The sequence below is a fragment of the Bradyrhizobium sp. USDA 3315 genome, assembly GCF_054056795.1.
Genome location: NZ_JBSRYP010000001.1, coordinates 9,368,679 through 9,388,654, shown reverse-complemented (window position 1 = coordinate 9,388,654; position 19,976 = coordinate 9,368,679). Strand labels below are relative to the sequence as shown.

Annotated in this window: 12 protein-coding genes and 1 pseudogene; 10 read left to right on the top strand and 3 right to left on the bottom strand. The window is 58.1% G+C overall.

Translation table 11 applies throughout. From position 1 onward, the window contains the following. Nucleotides 1-60: 60 nt before the first annotated feature. The 3 genes from ACVIYL_RS43675 to ACVIYL_RS43665 all read left to right on the top strand — a co-directional run bounded on the left by ACVIYL_RS43675 (nt 61) and on the right by ACVIYL_RS43665 (nt 6,751). Nucleotides 61-1,920, top strand: a complete 1,860-nt coding sequence (locus tag ACVIYL_RS43675; RefSeq protein ID WP_456781587.1) for an alpha,alpha-trehalose-phosphate synthase (UDP-forming) — start codon at nt 61-63, stop codon at nt 1,918-1,920. Between the two features lie 1,139 nt (nt 1,921-3,059). Continuing rightward, on the top strand, nt 3,060-5,183 hold the full coding sequence (locus tag ACVIYL_RS43670; RefSeq protein WP_456781586.1) for a prolyl oligopeptidase family serine peptidase: 2,124 nt from the start codon (nt 3,060-3,062) through the stop codon (nt 5,181-5,183). A gap of 596 nt (nt 5,184-5,779) precedes the next feature. Then, nucleotides 5,780-6,751 carry a LysR substrate-binding domain-containing protein gene (locus ACVIYL_RS43665; RefSeq protein WP_456781585.1) on the top strand — a complete coding sequence of 324 codons (972 nt, stop codon included), beginning with the start codon at nt 5,780-5,782 and terminating at the stop codon, nt 6,749-6,751. A gap of 32 nt (nt 6,752-6,783) precedes the next feature. Here ACVIYL_RS43665 and ACVIYL_RS43660 read toward each other — a convergent pair whose 3' ends face one another. From ACVIYL_RS43660 to ACVIYL_RS43650, 3 genes are all read right to left on the bottom strand, one after another. After that, nucleotides 6,784-7,131, bottom strand: coding sequence for a DUF3088 domain-containing protein (locus ACVIYL_RS43660; RefSeq protein WP_456781584.1), 348 nt, complete (start codon nt 7,129-7,131; stop codon nt 6,784-6,786). Between the two features lie 16 nt (nt 7,132-7,147). Continuing rightward, nucleotides 7,148-8,326, bottom strand: coding sequence for an MFS transporter (locus ACVIYL_RS43655; RefSeq protein ID WP_456781583.1), 1,179 nt, complete (start codon nt 8,324-8,326; stop codon nt 7,148-7,150). Between the two features lie 363 nt (nt 8,327-8,689). After that, nucleotides 8,690-10,930 carry a tetratricopeptide repeat protein gene (locus ACVIYL_RS43650; protein WP_456781582.1) on the bottom strand — a complete coding sequence of 747 codons (2,241 nt, stop codon included), beginning with the start codon at nt 10,928-10,930 and terminating at the stop codon, nt 8,690-8,692. Nucleotides 10,931-12,567: 1,637 nt separating this feature from the next. Here ACVIYL_RS43650 and ACVIYL_RS43645 point away from each other — a divergent pair. The 7 genes and pseudogenes from ACVIYL_RS43645 (at nt 12,568) to ACVIYL_RS43615 (ending at nt 19,847) form a co-directional block, all read left to right on the top strand. After that, on the top strand, nt 12,568-14,196 hold the full coding sequence (locus ACVIYL_RS43645) for an acyltransferase family protein (protein ID WP_456781581.1): 1,629 nt from the start codon (nt 12,568-12,570) through the stop codon (nt 14,194-14,196). A 224-nt stretch (nt 14,197-14,420) separates the two neighbouring features. Then, nucleotides 14,421-14,627, top strand: coding sequence for a cold-shock protein (locus ACVIYL_RS43640; protein ID WP_456781580.1), 207 nt, complete (start codon nt 14,421-14,423; stop codon nt 14,625-14,627). Between the two features lie 618 nt (nt 14,628-15,245). Then, a complete protein-coding gene (locus tag ACVIYL_RS43635; RefSeq protein ID WP_456781579.1) occupies nt 15,246-15,662 on the top strand; it encodes a hypothetical protein in 417 nt (138 codons plus the stop codon). 477 nt (nt 15,663-16,139) lie between these two features. Beyond that, nucleotides 16,140-16,328 (top strand): hypothetical protein, encoded by a 189-nt coding sequence (locus tag ACVIYL_RS43630; RefSeq protein ID WP_456781578.1) that lies wholly within the window; start codon nt 16,140-16,142, stop codon nt 16,326-16,328. Nucleotides 16,329-16,964: 636 nt separating this feature from the next. Further along, nucleotides 16,965-17,337, top strand: a pseudogene (locus tag ACVIYL_RS43625) (type 2 isopentenyl-diphosphate Delta-isomerase); the annotation flags it as partial. A 748-nt stretch (nt 17,338-18,085) separates the two neighbouring features. Next, a complete protein-coding gene (locus tag ACVIYL_RS43620; protein ID WP_456781964.1) occupies nt 18,086-18,943 on the top strand; it encodes a type IV toxin-antitoxin system AbiEi family antitoxin domain-containing protein in 858 nt (285 codons plus the stop codon). Next, a complete protein-coding gene (locus ACVIYL_RS43615; RefSeq protein ID WP_456781577.1) occupies nt 18,930-19,847 on the top strand; it encodes a nucleotidyl transferase AbiEii/AbiGii toxin family protein in 918 nt (305 codons plus the stop codon). The genes ACVIYL_RS43620 and ACVIYL_RS43615 overlap by 14 nt, the downstream gene beginning before the upstream one ends. Nucleotides 19,848-19,976 lie beyond the last annotated feature (129 nt).

The following is a 19,976-nucleotide window of genomic DNA, read 5'->3' as shown; positions in this document are numbered from 1 at the left end:
TATCTCGGGGCTGATCTGCGAACTGCATCAATCGGAAACATCGTCAAACGGAGTTACGTAATGGTTCGAATCCATGACACTCTCGACGCGGCAACATCGGGTCCCGGCAGTACATCACAGGCCGCTCAGCAAGATGAGACCATAGGCCACGCGGCCTTTGACCTGCACCTGGATGAGATACCGCTGGAGCAGCAAGCCGCTGGAGGTCCTTCTGATCCGAATGTCTTCGACGAGGTGGAGGATCGCTTCGATGCGGTCAACCAGCAACCCGATTTGAAGCTTGTCATCATTTCGAACCGCATTGCACCCTTCGACCCCAATAAACCCCAGACCGGCGGACTCGCCGCGGCCCTCGAGCCGGTCGTGGCACGTTCCGGCGCGGTCTGGGTGGGCTCTTCGGAGAACCGCGGCGACGGGACCGAGCGACCCCTGCCACTCGTCGAGACTGGTGCAGGCCATGTCGCCAGGCTCGATCTGCCAGCCGCGGACTATCCTGGCTACTATCGAGGTTTTTCGAATTCGACGCTATGGCCAGCATTGCACTCCCTGCCGGACCGGATGTCGGGCTCGCAAGAGCATTATGCCAGCTATCGAAAGGTCAACGACTTTATTGCGCGCGCGGCCTTCGACGTACGAGATAGGGACGCATTTTGGGTGCATGATTATCATTTGCTCCCACTCGGGGCCGCTTTGGATGAGCTCGGCATTGAGCGGCCAACCGGCTTTTTCCTCCATACGCCGTGGCCGACGCCCGATATGATAGAGCGCGTGCCCAATCATCTTGAACTGATGAAGTCGATGCTGAAGTACGATCTGCTCGGCTTTCAGACGAACTTCGATCTGAACAATTTCGTGGCCTGTCTGCGAACCCATTTTGGGCTGGAGAGCAAGGATGGCGTCGTGACCACGGAGCACGGCCAGACGCGACTTCAAAAGTTCCCAATCGGTATCGATCCCAAGCAGTTCGCGGATTATCTTGCGGCGGACCTCTCGCCCGCAGAGCAAGAAAGAATCTTCTCGCTGTTGCAAAGCTTCGAGGGCGCCAAGCTTGCAATCGGCGTAGACCGGCTCGACTACACAAAGGGTATCGACAAACGGGTCGAGGCGTTTAATCAGGTTTTGGCCACCGAGCCGCCGCGCAGCATCTCGCTGTTGCAGATCGCCCCGTCATCACGCGCTGACGTCGAAGAATATCAAAGATACAAGGACGACGTGGAGAACGCGATCAACCACGTCAATAACCAGCATGGCACAGACGAGTGGAGGCCGATCCACTACAAGAACGAATCGTTCAGCCAGGCTGCACTCGCGCGTCTTTACCGTGCTGCCCATGTTGGCGTCGTGACACCGTTGCGCGACGGCATGAATCTGGTAGCGAAAGAGTATGTTGCTGCACAAGACCCGAAGGATCCCGGCGTGCTGGTATTATCGAAGTTTGCCGGCGCGGCTGAAGATTTCAACGAGGCGCTGCTGGTGGATCCAAATCACCCCGAAGAGATCGCAGGCGCTATTTCGAAGGCGGCCAACATGCCGCTCGACGAGCGCATTGAGCGCTGGCAGTCGATGATGCACAAGCTTAAATCCTACACCATTCACAAATGGTCGGCGGACTATGTCCAGGAGCTGGACAAAAGCCGCGTCACGGTTCCGGCTGATCAGTTCCACTATCTCGGTCTTGGCTGGACCAACGAGGCTCAAATGCCCCTGTACTGGAACTATGCCGAGGCTCTCACCGCCTACAACGAGATCGGCCCCGCGGATGCCGCTTTAAAGGAGGCTGCCTCCGCTGACGTGAAGTCGGCCTTTGAGGCGCTTTCGGCCCCACTGAAGCATACGCAGGACAGACTCTGGGATCTGACGGCGCCGACAGCTTCGCTCGATAATCGTCGCGGGCAAGAGCTCGGTGCCGGCGAGGAGTGACCGGGCGAAAAGTATAGCACGGCGGATTACACGTCTCTGTAGCAGGATAGGGCAACGATCCAGATCTTTGGCGCTGACGCGGTTCTTGCGGGCCGCGCAGGCCCCGGTGATGACCGGGAACGTTAATGAGCTGCGTCAAGCCAGCATGCGACTGGCCCATGACCAGCCAACTTCTTGTTGCTAATTGTAAACGACGCTGATGCGAGTGGCGGCGCCACGGGGTGGCGTGATGCTATCCGTTGATCGTTCCGCGCCGGAAATGGGCGCTTGCCTATGGACCGCAACAGCGCTGTTGCGGAACAGTTCGAAGCCAGGCTTGCACTCGCCTTCAGCCAGCCCGGATGGCCCGGCTAGCAGCGGGCATTCTCGATTGAAAATCTCGCGCCTATGACGTCCTTTCGCGTGGTTCGCCTTCGATGAAGGACCACGGGCTCGTTCCCGCCGGTCGATTCAGGATCATTCGAGCCTGACCCCAGCTCCCTAAAAGGCTGCTGATGACAGCTTCGTTGCGCCATCTTGTCTCACGATAGAACCTGATCTGGCGCTTGAACCTGTTGTTGACTGTAGGCGCGCCCAACACGCGTTGCTACGTAAGCCCGCAACTGCTGCTTCTGCCCTTGAGGAACGGGGTCGTCGGTGCGTTTTGCGTGTTTCGCAAGGCGGAGCTCGTCCAACTCGACAGATACCTGCGGTCACGAATCGGAAATCACCATGTACGCCGCCCTTGACCTGATCGCGATCTGGCTGCCGATCAACGTGCTGTTCTGTGTCTTGATGACCGCCATCGATCAATCTGCCCGATAACGCCAGCTGCGACGAATCTACTCATATGCGGATAAGCATTGGCGGGCGGTGCATCGTTGTGCCCCTTCTTGACCACTGAAGATCGAAAATACTGGCGGCGTCTGACAGTCGATCCCGCCGACGCGCTGTTGGTGTCTGCTTCGCAACCAATGTCGGCAACCGGACATGGTCGTGCAGCCCTGAGCGGCTGAAACTTGCAATTCTTTAGCCGGCACGCAGTTTGCAGTGAATGGATCACCAGATGGCATAAGCCGCGCTGTGTCATAGGTTGCGTGCTTACGCTTCTCCTTGACAGGCCTGCGAGCGCGGCCGTTCGACCTCAGCCGGAGAAGTCCATGAATACATCATTCCTTTCCGCCGCGCTGCTTTCGATTGCCTGCTTCACCTCCACGGCGCTTTCACAGGAGCGATCGGCTCCGGTGCTGGCTGACGATCCATTTCTCTGGCTCGAGGAGATCGAAGATCCAGGGGCATTGGCTTGGGCTCGCGCCGAGAATGAGAAGACGCTCGGGGCCCTCCAGTCAGATCCCCGTTATCAGCGTTTCTACGAGCAGGCGCTCACCATCTTGCAGGCCAGGGATCGAATTCCATACGTTTCATTGGACCGACACGGGTTGGAAAACTTTTGGAAAGATGAGGACCATGTGCGCGGCATCTGGCGGCGCACCACGCTTGAGAGCTATCGTCGCCAAGAGCCACAGTGGGAAACCATCCTCGACGTAGACGCCTTGGCTGTCGCCGAGAACAAGAACTGGATCTTTCAGGGTGGCAGCTGCCTTCCGCCTGAAGAGCGCCTCTGCCTGATCAGTCTTTCCGATGGCGGCAAGGATGCCGCGTCCATACGCGAGTTCGACCGCGAGGCTAGGACCTTCGTTGCGGAGGGTTTTTACCTTCCAGAGGGCAAGCAGCACGTCAGCTGGGTCGATGGTGACACAATGCTTGTTGCACGGGACTGGGGTGAGGGCTCTTTGACGCAAGCCGGCTACCCCTTTGTTGTCAAGGAGCTAAAACGCGCTCAGCCGCTCGGTGAGGCTCGCGAGGTCTTTCGCGGCGAGCCCACCGATGTTCAGGCGCTGCCCCTGGTGCTTCGTGACAGCGAAGGTCATGTCCATGCGACCGGAGCCATCCGCTCGATCGGGTTTTTCGAGTACGAGTACGTGGTCTTCCGCCCCGATGGGCCCGTCAAGCTCAATTTGCCGAAGAAGGCGGCGATCATAGGCCTCGTGAGCGACCGTCTGCTTGTGAAGGTTGACGAGGAATGGGCGCCATCCAATGATGTCCGCGTCAGCGCCGGCTCGCTGATTTCGTATGACCTGACCGAATGGAAACGGGATCCGCTGCGCGCCAAAGCCTCGCTGGTCTTCCAGCCCGGGCCTCGTCAGGCTCTAAGCGGGGTCCGTCCTACCAAGAACTTGCTGATCTTGACGATCCTTGAGAACGTTCAGAGTAAAGCGTTCGTTTACAAGTACGATCAGGGAGCTTGGTCGGCGACGCCGATCCAGCTGCCGGAACATACAAATGTCAGCGTATCAGCCGCCTCCAATGAAGCGGACCAGGCCATGTTCGCCGTCTCAAACTATATCAGGCCAACGTCAGTCTGGTATTTTGATGCCGAAACTCAAAAGCTTGAGGAATTGAAGACGACACCCACTGCCTTTGATGCGTCCAATCATGTCGTAGAGCAGTTCGAGGCGACTTCGCGTGATGGCACGTCAATTCCCTATTCTCTGGTGCGACCGAAGAACGCAAGGCTTGACGGCGCCATTCCGACGCTTCTTTATGGCTACGGTGGGTTCCAGGCTTCGCTTCTGCCCTCCTATCTCGGACCCGTCGGGCGGCTCTGGCTCGAACACGGCAATGCCTATGTCGTTGCAAATCTGCGTGGGGGCGGCGAGTTTGGCCCCCAATGGCATCAAGCCGCCCAAGGGGCAACGAAGCAGACGACGTGGGATGATTTCATCGCCGTTGCCGAGGACCTGATCCGCCGCAAGATCACAAGTCCGCGCCGGCTAGGAGTGATAGGCGGCAGCCAGGGCGGGCTACTCGTTGGCACCGCAATCACCCAACGTCCCGAGCTCTTCAACGCAGCGATCATCCAGGTGCCGCTGTTTGACATGCTTCGATACACCAGCCTCGGCGCGGGCGCCTCCTGGATCGGGGAGTACGGCGATCCCGCTATCGCCGAGCAGCGTGCGTGGATTGAACCCTACTCGCCCTATCAGAAGCTGGTGCAGGGCAAGACCTACCCGGCTCCTTTAATTCTTACCTCCACCAAGGACGATCGCGTGCATCCCGCGCACGGCCGCAAGGCTGCAGCGAAGCTCGCCGCGCTGGGCCAGCCTTACTTCTACTACGAGAACATCGATGGAGGGCACAGCGCCGCGGCCAATCTCATCGAAATTGCGCGTCGGCTGGCTCTTGAATACACCTACGCATCGAGGCGGCTTTGTTCTGAATAAAACCAGCGGATGGGCTGACCGAACCAAGGTCCAGACCATTCATATTCTCGATGTCACCACGTCCGTCGGCTGAACTCATCGAGGTGGGATGCGAGGCGATACATAGAACAGCCAATCGGCGGCAAGATGCTACCAATCTCAAGGGCAACTGGACGAATTCCCACAGCGCTATAGGTGTTCGAACACAAGCCCGCAATTTCCAGCCCGTCATGCGATGTGGCTGGCCAGGCGCCTCCGCGTCGAGTGTCAAAGTTTTGCTGAGCCAGATTGGCCCGTGAATTGCTATTCCAAACCTCAAGCTCCCTTCGGTTTTCTGGAGAAATCGCGCGGCGATGAACCGTGCGCCGAACGGATATATATCAAATCCAACTGTGCTTCAGAGCCTCAAGATCCGGAGGGTTCGTATGCCTGGATCGATATCTGGTCGACCGGCTGGGGCAGGGATCCTGGCCGTTGAGTTCGCCGTTACAGGCCGATACCGAAAGAGGTCTCAGTCGTGGGCGATTCCGCCAATCAGCGATGGCGGTTGACGATGCTGGAGAAAATCGGTGCACGCTGCATGCTCCGCAACAGCCAGCTAGAGGCAGGAACGAAAGATGCGCAAGCTACCGATCCTGAAAAGCCTTCATCTGTTTGAGGCGGTCAGCGAGTTTCCAAGCTTCTCAAGGGCGGCCGAGCGGCTAAACATGACGACAGGCGCGGTAAGCTACCAGATGCGCCTCCTTGAGGACTGGTTCGGCAGGAGGCTATTCGTTCGCCATAGCTCGGGCGTGCGGCTGACATCCGACGGCCAACAGCTCAAGCGCAGCTGTGCGAGCGCGTTCACAATACTCGAGAAAGGCTGCTATGAGCTACGAAGGAACAACGCAGGACGTTCAGTGGTGGTGGGCTGCTCAACCACATTCTTGTCGCACGGCCTGTTGCCCCGTATTGGTGAGTTCCGCCAGCTCCATCCGGAGATTGATTTTGTCTTTGAGACCGGTGCCGATCTGGACGCACTGGCTGTTGGTGCGGTGGATGTACTGTTCGTTTCCGGCCTGTTGAAGCGACCGCTTCCCGTCCGTGAGGTGCACGTATCGAACGAGATGATTGGTCCTGTCTGTGCGCCTGCTGCACTTAAGGCGATCAAAAGCCCGACAGACATTCTATCTATTCCTCTGCTGCACGAGGCCGCTCAGACGGACGTGTGGAACGAATGGGCCAGCGCAGCTGCAATATGCTTGCAGGGAGCCCGGAACGTCGTGTTCGATACGTTTTCCCTGGCTGTCGAGGCGGCAAAAAGTGGGCTTGGAACCGCAATATCCTCCCAAATTCTGGTCAGGAGCAACCTTGAGAAGGCAGAACTTGTGGCCCCGTTTGGCTTTGTGCCGGTCAATCGCTCAATCTACATGTTTGTCAATGGGCACGCGCGAAAGCTCGCGGCTGTTAAAGAATTTGAACGTTGGGTCCTGTCAGAAATACTGAGCAGGAATCATCCGCTATCGCCTTTCCAGGCCGCATCTTCAGAGATCAATCAGGCCGGTCAATTGAAGCTGCCCGCTAGGTCACTGCTGGCGTCGGCCCGTTGATGGCCATCAATGGGCTTAGAGGGCGCAACTCGTCACGGATGAGGGGCCGGAAATCCGTGGCGCACAGCTAAAAGATGAAGGACCAGAAACGGATCGTCGACATAGGCGAGTCCGTTCGCGTATTTGGCGCTTTCCGGTGCGGGGCGCTCCTTCTCGAAAATGAGAACAGGCGCGGACTGATGATCTGGGCCAAGCTTCTCGATGAGTGCGGTTCGAGGCTTGGCCCAGTCTATCCGACGAACGTCGAGCCTCGCAGCGCGGCCTGGAAACGCGGTCAGCACGCCTTCCAGCAGCGAACATTGCCAGCAATAGAATTGCTGTCCTGGAAATGCCGGATCTGCAAAGGGGCGCTTTAAAAGGAACAGCTGATCCCATGGCATAGCGTGGTTCGCGGATCTATCGATCGACAGGGCATGAAGCTTGAGAATACCTTGATCTGACCACGGCGAAGGTCGCGACCGCAAAAGCGAGAAATGCGCTCGCCGCGCATAGCAGTACGATCGTGCCGAAGGGCAGCCGATCACCTAGAAGCGAGAAAGCAATGCCGTTTCCCGCGACGCCGCTATAGGTACAACATTGAAATAGCCCGGAAAGGCGACCGGCCCGATCCGGAGCGACGGATGAGACCATGTGCGTGTGAGCGGCAGCAGCAAATATTTGGCCAAGGCCAAGCATCGCGCTGCTGGACGCGATCACTAAAGCCAGGCCAGCATCGAGTGACATGATTGCAAGGCATGCCGCAAGCAGCACTGCGGCCCCGGCGATTGTTGGCAAGGCTCCCAACAGGTTGAAAATCGGCTTGACGGCTAGCGCCCCCAGCAGAGCCAAAACGCCATTGGTCATGACGATCGTCAATAGAACACTTTTGTCGAGAACCCCTCCAGCTGTGGCACGTATTGCGGGATAGACATTGATGATGCCGGCGCCGAGATTAAGCAGAAAGACCGCAAAGAATGCGGGATAGAGCGGTGCCAAATCCAAAATGGTTCCGGAAGGCTGCGCCTCAAGGACCGGCGGCGTCCTTTTGAATTGCTGCTTGATGCCGAGCAGCACGATCAAGGAAAGGATGATCGCCGATATGTTGAGCGCCAAAACGCCAGGCAGGTGCAGTTGATCGGAGAGCAGGGCGCCTGCAAACATTCCGAGCAGATAGGTGAGCCAGTCGATATTAGCAATATTGCGCAATACCGAGATCATGCCGTCTTCTGATATGACACGACGGAAGAAAGCGACTTCAGCGGACAGGTAGACGGGCTGGACCAGGCTCAGGACGGCGATTGAGGCATAACTCAACAACGAATCAACCCCGTCCGTGTAGAAGATGGCGAGCAGCGCACATATGCGAATAGCATTGACGATTATCATGGCGGTGATCGGATCACGTCTGTCGACCAGCGGCGACAAGAAGAGGCTCCCAAGCATGATGGGAGCAAAAATGACCGCAACGCCAAGACCCGCGGCGCTCATGCCCGATTGAAGAAGGCCGATCAGGATGCCGATTCGGAAGGCCCAGCCGCCGATCTGAACGATTAGGTGCGACAGATAGACGAGTTGCCGTGTGCTCGACCCACTCATGATGACTTAGCCTACTGAACGCGTCATCGCGTGGATATCGCTTGATGCAGAGGCGAAGATGACGCAGATCATCGTGTCGCGAGATCGGTGCGATGAGCCCGCAAGAGGATGCCGAAAGCTCTCGCAGTAGGACGACTGGTCAAGAGTCATCATATCTGCCTTCTTGTGGCGTGCGGTCGCTTGGGACAAAATGCCAGCCAACTCGGTCCTCTTTGCCTGGTCGGATCCCTAAAATTGCACCGCTTGTCGCACAACAGGATCCGCCAGACATTGTCCATGAGCTGTGAGGTGCAGCTACCATGTGCCTGCCAGCTGTCGCACTCCGCTCCATTTCGACGGCAAGCAGTGCCATGAGCCGCAAGCTCATGACGGCTCGGCGGATGATGCAGAAGTTCTGTTTCGTCGTGAAGCCAGATCAGCTTGCAGACTTGACTGGATATGCTCGCGGGTAAGGAGGTAGTCTGGATCGCCTCCGATTTCGACAGCGACCGTGGCGTGGTTCAGTGATATATCTGGCCGGCCCTCGTTGAAGTACTCGATGGCTAGATTGTTGTGCGTAAGCGCATGCCGAGGGTTGATTTCAAGGGCTCGAAGATAGTGCGCGATGCTCTCGTCGGCCTTGCCGAGCTCAGAATAGGCAAGGCCGAGATTGCTTTGTAAGTCGGGGTTCTTGGAATTGATCTCGGCTGCCGCTAGATAGGACTCCAAAGCAGCTTTCGGCCGATCTTGCCGCACCAGGATGTTGCCCTTCTCGAAGTGAGCTCGCCATTCGTTTGGCTTGATGACAAGTGTCCTGTCGAGATCGGTTAGGGCGCCTGCGGCATCTCCCATTCTGTCACGAAGGGCTGCCCTGTTCAGATGGGCTTCGTAATAGGGTGGGCAAAGTTCAATGGCCCGCGCATAGGCATCTAGAGCCTCAGCTTGCCGTCCGGGTACTTTCGAAAGCAGGTTGCCCAGGTCATTGTGATACTCTCCGTAGTAGGGATCGTAGGCAATAGCCTCACGCAACTGCTTTTCAGCTTGAGGAAGATCGCGGACGAGTTCATAGACCTGACTGGTGTTGTAGATAAGAATCGACTGGTGAAGCTTGAAGCGCTCGTTGCCGTACACCTTAAGCATCTTGCCATGGCCTTCCGCGCAAAGGGTAAGCGCTTCGTCATACTTCTCCTGCTTGGCCTTGATGTAGGCATATGCGTTCTCTGCAAACACCTTGATATAATCGTACTTGTCGTGACCTTTGAAATCCCGTTCGATGGTCTGCAGATTGCGCACGGCATACTCTTCGGCGATCGTGAGGTCGACCGGCTGCTGGTAGCGTCCGTACGTCATTGATTGGGCATAGAGAACGGTCGGTGTGTATTGGCTCTTCGGGAATGTCTTGTAGAATTCATCCAGATAGGGAACCGACACCCGACCGCAGCCTAGCGAGTACAGCACAAAAGCCGCGCTGATGTAGGCGGCGTTCACCGGAGCATCTCCGGAGCCGTAGGCGCGAAGCGCCGGATCGGCAAAGATTTCGCCGAAGTAGCCAAACCACAGATCGTACAGACCGATGCTCTGGAGGATCTCACTCGGTTCTGCGAGAAGTTCCAGCCGCTTGTATTTGTCCCGTACAGATAGCGCATGAAGCATGACGAGCGGCGCCTCGGCCGCCAGATAGCGATGAAGGCAAGCGCGGTGCAACTGCTCGTGCAGATGATCTGCGGTCGCATGCTCGAAGGTTGCATAGTTTCGTTGTGCGATCAGATCAGCCGTCGTGCAGTCTGATTCAATGTACGACTTGAGAAGGCTGTGCCGTTCCCCAACTGTGAGGCTGGCGAGATAGAGGTCCACGATCGCGATCGGGTCGAGATAGCCGATGACCGGCAATCCGGCTGCCGCGCATTTGCTTAAGGCCTCCGCAATCAGCGGATTTCCGCCACTTGCCTCATAGATCTGCCGTTGTTTCTCCACAGAGAGATCCCGATCAAGGACCGGCCCCATTTCCTGCGAGCTGTATCTGCCGAAATGGACTTCGCTGGCGCCCTGAAAATAGAGGCGCTGTTCGTAATCGATCAGGACAAACCGAAACAGACGCGCATCGTCATCCAGCCTGACGAGCAGCTTGATCAGATTCTTCGCCGAACTGGACAGGGCAGCCGCCCGGTCGATGACGATGATGCGACGTTCGTTGCGCTCTTGTGCACACTTGATCAGGAATTCGGCTAATCCAACCAGGAGCTTATTTTGATATTCATGATGATAGAAGCGTGTCCGCTCCTCCTTGCTCGAGGTATTGGTAAGATCCTTCGGCACGGTAAAGGCATTGCTGACCAGGAGGGGAAACAGCCGCTTTAAGGATTGTTGTGCCGCCTCAACCAGTTTTGGCCGCTTTTCAGCCGCCCACCTCAGTTGCTCGTCGATGAGCCTTTGCAGGCCGGCAAGATAGCCGCCGGTCCGCCAGTCGCCGTCGTTGACCGATAAGTCGGAACTAGAGCTCGCGAGTGCCGATTTGATCGTCGGCACCGGTGCCATGCCGGCTTCCGTCTTTAAGATCGTGATCGGGCTGACCTCGACGGATGATGATATTGCCGGAGCAATGCGCTGCTGGATCAGATCAGCCATTTTATTCTCCCGGAACCAGTCACAAAGGAGGGTGGTCGAAAGAACCACCCTCCGATGCCGCTATGCTCTCATCAGGTAGATGCATTCAAGGCACCTGTCGAACCAGCCTAGACCGTCCCCTTGTACGGAGTGGTGGTGCGGATGGTGGTCCTGATCTCAGCGATCTTCTTTTTCATCACGCTTCCCTTTCCTTGTCAGGCACGAGAGACCGAGCGAACGCGCGGCCGGTCGTGCAGGTAAAGGATAGTGAATTGGCGCAGCAATCCGCAGCGAGATTCCTTGACAGTCGCTGTCAAGAAAATTGAAAAGGCGGCCGGATGGCGCTACGCCTGTGGATTGGCACCTGTGCCGCTTACAAGGCGCGATCTCGATACCGCTAGTTGCGCGATGCGCATGCAAATGCGGAGGGTCCGTTCTCCGCTTGAAGTCGATCGCGCGATCCTTATTGTTCTCATCGCGGGCCGCGATCGGGTCGATGACGCAGCACGCGATGATTTGCGTGCGCGGCCGTCCTGCGATTCGAAAGATCCCAAGAGCAGCGGCATGTCTCAAGCTGATCGTGCCGTGTGCACAGGTGGAGGAACCCACGAAGAGGCGGGCGCAAGATTTACAGTTCGGTGGGGACGGTTGGAACCCCCGTTCCACATACATGCTCGTTTATGAGCGTCTGGCGGTGGCCGCTCGACGGCCTTGTCAATTGCAGCGGCAGTATTCGAGCTGCCCAACGGCGTAGAATGCCATTGCTGCTGAGGGCTTGGTCATCCGGATCGGCGAGGACAACAAGATCACTCACCCTCCGACCCCCGCCGGTGTCGAGAAGTGGCTTAAACCCGCCCATATTGCGAGCGGCAAGCTGCGGACCACCGTTTGCCGTTGCCTTGGTTGGTCGCATGGCGATCAAATTGAACCGACCGTGGAACGTGCGGTTCGCCTGGGCGCCCGTTAGCTCATCACGGCCAGCCGACGCATTACTTGCGGCCGTCCTTTCGCGATGCGCTCAGATATCGCGATCTCACGCTCAACGGCCCCGAAGCGCACCTCGTGGGGTCAGTAGAGATGAACCTCGTCGGAAAGAGTGCCACGGAGGACGAGCGCCTTATGCGCTCCACTGCTGCACATGAACGTCCTGGTTGCTGCGGATGACGCTTGAACAGGTTGTGACTGGAGGCTGGGCCTAATGGCGTGTCGCGAATGCAGCCTGTTGCTCTGCTCTGACCCGGACTTGCATCCAGCCCGTTCGGCACCAAGAGCTAGCGGTTCGCACCGCGAGCAAGTTGGCGCAGCGACCCGCCATTGAGGAAGCGTTCCGGAAAGGCAATGCGCGGTGCACCGAGTATGGCGCTGACCGATCAGGGGACGCGCCTTGCGCCAAAGCCGCTTGAGCGCGGAATAAGACCTTCGAATCCAGGCTGCCCTACCAGAAGGCAGAGTTTCAGCGTTGACCGGCTTCCCAGTAAGTTGCGCGGGCGCTCCGATAAGGAATTTGAGCTACCCGAAGGAGTGTGGCAGATCGCATGGCACGCTCGCGCGATGCGATCTGCACTACTTGCCCTACTGCGTTCTGTCCCCAGCAGCCTGCCCTTTGTGCCATCGATCGCCAGGATTTGTGCCCACCTCGCAAATGACGAGCGACTTCGATGGTTAAGCAGATACCCGCGCTGACCGGCATCCGGTTTATCGCGGCAGCAGCAGTGGCATTGTCTCACGGTGGAAGCCTGTTCCTGCAGGGTACAAGTCTCGCACTCGATATCAGCATCGGGACGCTGGGCCTGTTCGGGATGTCCGTCTTCTTCACGCTGAGTGGTTTTGTCATTCAATATAACTATGGCGGCTCGATTGCCGGCAGCCCGCGTAAAGCGATCCCGGAATTTCTCGTAGCGCGCATAGCACGAATCTATCCTCTATTTGTTGTTCTCTTTCTCGTCGAGCTCCTGACCGGACCGATGGTCTGGCCGTGGTTTCTCGGAACCGAGGCGCCGGCTGAGGGATTTTCGTGGCGCGTTGTCCCGTTTCAACTCGGGATGATCCAGAGCTGGTTCTTCGCAAATGTAGCCGGTGTTGCGCCCGTCTGGCAGTACGAAGAGATCGGCATCGTCTCCTGGTCAGTGGGCACCGAATGGTTCTTCTATCTCTTATTTCCGCTCGTTTGTCCGCTACTTGCGCGGATCAGAACCGTGCCTGCCGCGATTCTATGCGCGATTGGCGCACTCACAATCGAGCTTGGCATCGACCTGGCGGTGCTCATGCTTCAGGGCCGCATCAATCTGTTTGCGCTTCATGCCTATGGGACTGACGCGGCTCTGCCGAACTGGAAGAACACGCTCATCCTCTGGGTGGTCTACTTCTCGCCGTTTTGCAGGGTATGGGAATTCGTCCTCGGCTGTTGTTTGGCGAAGCTCCATGAACTGTGGTTGGCCCAGGATTTCAGACCATCTCGGGCTCTGCTCGATATCGCCGCAATCATTGGTGTCGGCGCGACAGTCTGGGTGTTCTGGTTCACCGCCCACAAGCCGCCATTTGGGGCGACCATGAGCCTGTTCGATATCGCACGCAACAATATCGCCCTGGCGGCGCCGGTTGCGCTCATCATTGTCGCGGCGGCGCAGCCCTTCAGCAGTGCAGGACGGCTGCTGTCGGCAAGGTGGCTTGTCTTCCTCGGAGAGGCCAGCTTTGCCCTTTATCTTGCACACATCGTCATCTACCGGCGCTTTCCGGTGGTGCGTTGGGAAACTGCCAGCCAACTGGCTGGCCATCTCGGTGCGCTCGCTCTAGCTTTCACTTTGGCCACCTGTGTCGCGATCCTGCTGCATTTCGGCTTCGAGGTGCCGGCCCGAAGGCGAATTCGCACCGCCTATCAGGCAGCCTCGCCGGAACAGCGCCGGCGCCTCGTACGATTGGGAAGTGTTGGCCTTGCCGCTCTCGTCGGCGCGGCAGCCACGTACGCGCTGCGTAATGCGGCGGGAGATGCCGTCACGCAATCAGGTATTTCGGTCGTTTCTGCCACGTATGGCGGTAACTGCCGGTGGATCTCGGCGCGCGGCAACGCCACGGGCGAGCTTGCAGCAGCGTGTAATGGCAAGGACGAGTGTACTTTCAGTGCAAGCATGGCGCGGATTGGTGATCCTGCTCCGGGCTGTGCGAAGGAGTTTACGGCTGCCTGGTTCTGCAAGGGGGAACAGACCATTCGCTCCAGCTCGGCTGCGGATGAGCATGCCATGGTCTCGGCTCTGCAACTCTCCTGTAACGGGGTCACGCGCGATGAATGAGCCGCACCTTCAGACGTCATCCGGACCCGAAGCCGTGAGGCGAAGCATCTTCGGCGTCAGGGTCCTGCTGTCGATCACCGCACGAAATGTCGGTCGCGTGAGTCGTGCGGCAAAAAAGTCGCGGAACGTCACCGGCGCAACGAACGCGCGTCTCTTTGCCGCCCACCTTGATGGCTCCGAGACTCTTCGCTAGATCATAACGGTTCACTTATGGAGATGCCGCCGTGGCAATGGGTATTGTGAAGTGGTTCAATGCGACCAAGGGTTATGGGTTTATCAGGCCGGAGGACGGAAGTGCCGATGTCTTCGTGCACATCAGTGCCGTCGAAAAGGCCGGTTACACCACCCTCGAAGAGGGAGCCCGGGTAAGTTACGAACTCAAGGCCGGACGTTCGGGCAAGGCGTCAGCCGAGGATCTTAGGGTTGGCTGATCCAGTTCGCCTCCGCGAAACGTCTGCCTGCAGGGCGTATTCTCGCACCTGCGTCTGGAGATGTCTTGTCACTGCGCCGAGCGTTTGCCGTGCGACTTTGTCTTCCAACCATCAGGCTGTCTCCTACACTGCATGACGGCTTGATTTTTTCAAGCCGTCGATCGGCAACCACAGCAGTTCCAGGCTTTATCAGCCTGGTACAGCGTGAGCGTGGCAAGGTAGGCGGCAAACGGTCCGAACCGTACGCTCGTGCCGGTCAGGCCGGGATAAGCTGCTGATGCAACGCCCCAAGTAACGATGCACCGGCCGGTGCTCCCGATCGAAGCGTAATGCTGTCGCGTATGAAGGAGCCCGCACAGCGGAGTTCGTCCGTTATGGACCGTGCTGGCGCGCGGCGCAGCGGCTGCACGTCTGTTCTGCTACGCCGACGTACTTGCCCGCTCGAGGACCAGTCGCGCACGAGCTTGATACGGCGCGGCGAGGTCAAATCCCAGGACGCTGGTGCTCGGGGTTAGTCAATATAGTTGAGGTTAACGGCGCCATGTTGTTGACGATGCGCCCCTGACCTTGATCCATTGCAGGGGAACCGTACCCACACAGCCATCGGAGACACGGCAAGTGTCCTTCCAGCTGACCGTCCTGAAGGTCTTGGCCGGCCAGCCTGCCGGGCAGGCTTCCGTTGCCGAAGTCCGACGCGCCGTGGAGATCTTGATGAACAGCGGCCATGACTGGACCGATCGCATGAAGCGGTTAGCCGAACACGCGCCGGACCTGAATATCTTTTCGGCGAAGTTTGTCTTTCGCGATGCTCTCGGTTGGGAAATTACGGAAGACGGACGGCAATTCCTCTCTGCGCTCGAAAAGGCTGTCGCCGATCGAAGAGAGCTGCCTCGATCAACCATCGATCGCTCATCCAGCGAAGGCGCTACGCAAGCGGTCCCGGATGCGGCACAATCACTTATTCCTCCCCGCAGTCGCCGTCAGAGGCCGCGGCGACGCCGCAGGAAAGGCGGATCCGATCGACGTACAGCATGAAGCTGTCGCCGGATCCCGATGCGAGGCGCGGGCGGCACGTCACCTTGGTAAAAATGCTATCGCTCTGGCGTAGCATCGATCAAATTTACAGTGGTTGTTGATGGGCTTGGAATGATTGTCCTTTCCGTCGGCCAAAGCCTGCGCGTAATCCGTCGCTAGATGACGCTATGATCAGATTGGGTCCATGTCGCCGTGCCGTGGCTGCGAGGCATCAAGAGAGGCAGCATTGAAGGGCGGCTCTCCATGGCCCCTTCGTGAACGGTTCACTGTGGTCGTTCCGCCGAACACAGGACCTGCTCGTGCAAAGCCGTCTGGCGGAAAAGGGCAAGGCTAGGGCTCGCGCTTGTTCCTGAACGAGGCGAGCGCTTGCTCCCAAGCGTTGAGGAACTGCGGGAAAATATCTTGCAATGTATCCTGGGTCATATGCTGCCCAACTTCTCAACGGGCATTATCCGGGAGGCAATTTCAGGGGATGCCATGGACGACGAGTTTTGTAGAGAGAGGGCGCGGACCGTGCGGGCTCTTGCAGAGCAAGCTGACCCGTTCATCAAGAAGCGCTTGTTGCAGCTGGCCGCCAATTATGAACGGCGCGTTGATCCGCCAGAAAGAGCAGATCGAGATCGCGCTGATCTGCCCGTACAGAGGTCATCCATCCGCCCGTCGTGATTTCAGAGATGGCGATTACCAGTACAATCACGGGGCCCGCGATCCCGATGGTCTATTTTCCGTAATGTGCTCGCGCGATATGCGCCGATCTCCCCGGGTGACAGCCAGTCTCAAGTGCAGCCGGCGGACAGCTCCAGCGGTTCGTCCCGGGAGTCGAAAACCCGGCCTCGTTGGTGATGGCATGCCACTGGTATCGATCTGGTCGCTCAGATGCAGGGAAGTGTTGGATGTCATCTAGAGTTCTTCTTTTGGGAGCCACGGCAATTGCGCTCGTCGCGAGCGGTGCAACCAAGGCGGCAGACCTTGAGCCAGGAGTGAAACTGCCACCGGCGATGTGGGCCTGATCCGGAGTCTATATTGGCGGACAAGTCGGTAGCGGGTGCGGTCTTCACTCATCCGTGCGGTCAGTCGATCTATGGCGATGCCGACAGGTTCGATATCACCCGGCGGCACAACCCGCACCTGTCGTTCGGCCAGGGGCCGCATCTGCCTGGCGCTGCGCTGGCGCGCCTGGAATTGCGATGCGCCTTTCCCGCGCTGTTCGTGCTACTGGACGATCTGGCACTGGCCATCGCCGCTGAAGATGTCGTCTACAGGGGGAAAGCGCGCTCCGCTCTTCAACCGGTGCATCGCCGCGATCCTGTCCAGCTCGACGTGCTTTCCTCCAGCGCCAAGCCGGCCCCTACGCGCATGCGGTGCATGACCGGCGGCATGCCACGCGCCGAGGCCATCAACCGGCATCTGAGCGAGGCAGCGCAAGCCTTGGGGATCGCCATGTGCGTCAGTTCGCAGCGCGTGAGCCTGCAATCCCGCAACTCCCGGGGCGCGACGCGGGCGCGGCGCCGCCTGGCCCGAGACATACCCTTGCTGGCCAATATCGGTGTCGCGCAACTGCGCGAGGCCGACGGCCTGGACCTGGCGCGCCGGGCGGTGGACGCGGCTGGAGGCCGATGGACTCATCGTCCATCTCAATCCGCTTCAGGAAGCGGTACAGCCGGAGGGCGACCGCCGGACACCTTCGTCGGCAGGAGGACGCAAGAGCCGCTCCCGAGGAGGAGAGTCAGTATGGGAAATCGTGGCAAGAAGTTGGACACGCACGCTATGCGGACCAGAGCCAGATTGCGCCAGTTGGTGGCCGAAGCGAAGCTTGCAAAGCAGACGAATGCCGCCGAAAATACGGGGGTACGGCGCGCTCGCGGTCCGACAACGAGAGGGAGTGTCGGGCACAAATTGCACTTCCTACGAGCAGAGATTAGGGGTTAAAATAGATTGGTATGCTCCGGGGGATTTCATGGCCGAGATTTTCGTCCGCGTCGGCATTGTTGTGTTGGGACTCTGCCCCATCGCAATCGCCGCACTTGCCCTGCTGGTTTGAGGATCGCTACCACTTGCCGGGGCCGCTCAGCCCATAGGCCGCCGCAATTGGCTGCCCTCTTTTATTCCTCATCTGACTCTGGCGCGATCATTGCGCTCGGCCTCCGCAAAACAGGGCAGACGATATTTTTAGCTTCTGATGGCCTTCGGCCGAAGAGAACGCAGGCAACGACAGGCCGCTGTCCAAGCTGAACGCGTGCTTTGGGGGGCCTGATGCCCTGCAAGCGAGCATCCTCACCGGGGACAATCGCCGGCGAGCGGCGCGGCCCGGGCACGCTTTGACGGCATGAGTTTAGATATTGTCTCGCTTATCAATATATAATTGATTTCATTGGATGTTTTCAAACTACCGCTCAGTTTGAAGATATGCTATGTTATCAACCGTGAGTAGAGAAAAAGGTGGACTTCTAAACCAACTCGCCAGCAAGCTTCCCGAGGGAATGCTTGTGGATGCTGCATGGCTTACAGCTCAAGGCTACTCCCCACAGCTCCAACATCTGTACGTGAAATCAGGCTGGCTCGAACAGCCGACCCGCAGTGTGTTTCGTCGGCCCCGCGGGAGCTTGAGCTGGCAGCAGGTCGTGATCTCGCTCCAGACCATCCTGAATTACTCTCCGCTCGTCGTCGGAGGTCGCACGGCTCTCGAATCGCAGGGCTATGCTCACTACCTCACGCAGTCCCCGGCCACGACTGTGCATTTATATGGGCCGAAGGCTCCGCCCAGTTGGGTCTCGAAGTTGCCGCTCAACGTCCGCTTCGTCTATCACAATGATCAGCGGCTCTTCAAAAACGAGCCCGTGACCAAGGGGCTAGGCAGCCTCAGATGGAACGTCGAAAAAGGTGAGGCTAGCGACCAGACGAGCTTTCGCGGCGGTGAGGTCACGGAGCTCGCCTGGGGCCAGTGGGACTGGCCTCTCACGCTATCAACGCCCGAACGCGCGGTCTTTGAACTGCTTGATGAGTTACCCAACCACGAGACGTTCGAGCAGGTCGACGCCTTGTTCGGCGGCCTCAGCAATCTGCGCCCAACGCGTTTGCAAAAACTACTGAAGGACTGCGCGAGCGTGAAAGTCAAACGCCTGTTCTTGTTCTTTGCGGATCGCCATCAACATCCATGGCTCAAACGCCTCAAGAAAGAGGAGGTCGATCTTGGCAGCGGCAAGCGCATGCTCGTCAAAGGCGGTGTCCTTGATCCGACTTACCACATAACGGTCCCCGGGGATCTCGATGCCGTTCGCTGATGTCTACAAGCGACAAGCAGCTCTGCTCATCCGCGTCCTGCCTCAGGTGACGGAAGAAGCTTGCTTCGCTCTCAAGGGCGGCACCGCCATCAACTTGTTTGTTCGTGATCTTCCTCGTCTGTCCGTTGATATCGATCTCACCTACCTGCCCGTAGCGCCGCGTCCGGAATCGTTAGCCGATATCGACGCTGCCATGAAACGCATCGCTGGCAGCATCAAAACCAGAATTCCAGATGCGCAGATTACCGAGAGCAAGACCGAAGACACCGTGGTCAAACTGATCGTTCGCTCACAAGGCGTTCAGATCAAAATTGAGGTGACGCCCGTTCTGCGCGGCTGCGTCTTCAAGCCTAAACTCATGCCGGTCAAGCCTGCGGTCGAAGACGCGTTCGGATTTGCCGAGGCGCGCACAGTATCATTCGAAGACCTTTATGCCGGCAAGATCGTTGCCGCGCTAGACCGCCAGCACCCCCGTGATCTGTTCGACGTACGCGATCTGATCGCGAACGAGGGCATCAGCGACACGCTACGTCAGGCATTCATCGTCTACCTGCTCAGCCACGATCGGCCAATGTCGGAAGTACTTGCGCCAACGCTCAAGAATATCGAAGGTGCTTTCAAGCATGGCTTTGCAGGCATGACCCACAATCCTGTCGAACTCGCTGATCTGCTCTCTGCCAGAGCGGCGCTGATAGAAGCCGTCGTCGCCGACATGCCCTCCGGACATCGCAAGTTTCTCATCTCGTTCGAACGGGGCGAACCCGACTGGAACCTGCTGGGACTACTGAAGGTCGCCGAACTTCCTGCTGTGCCTTGGCGGCAGCAAAATCTCGACAGGTTGCCGGCGAACAAACGAGCATTACTAGTCGCAAGGCTTGAAGATGTTCTATCCGAAAAGACGTAGTGCCCCGGCAGCCGCACCACAGGCTTGTCCGCGAAATCGATGTTCGTCCAAATCAATTTGAAGATGATACATTGGCGGCTCAGTCTGGATACCTCTAATCGAACTCCGTCAAGCTGAAGTGGACTTCAG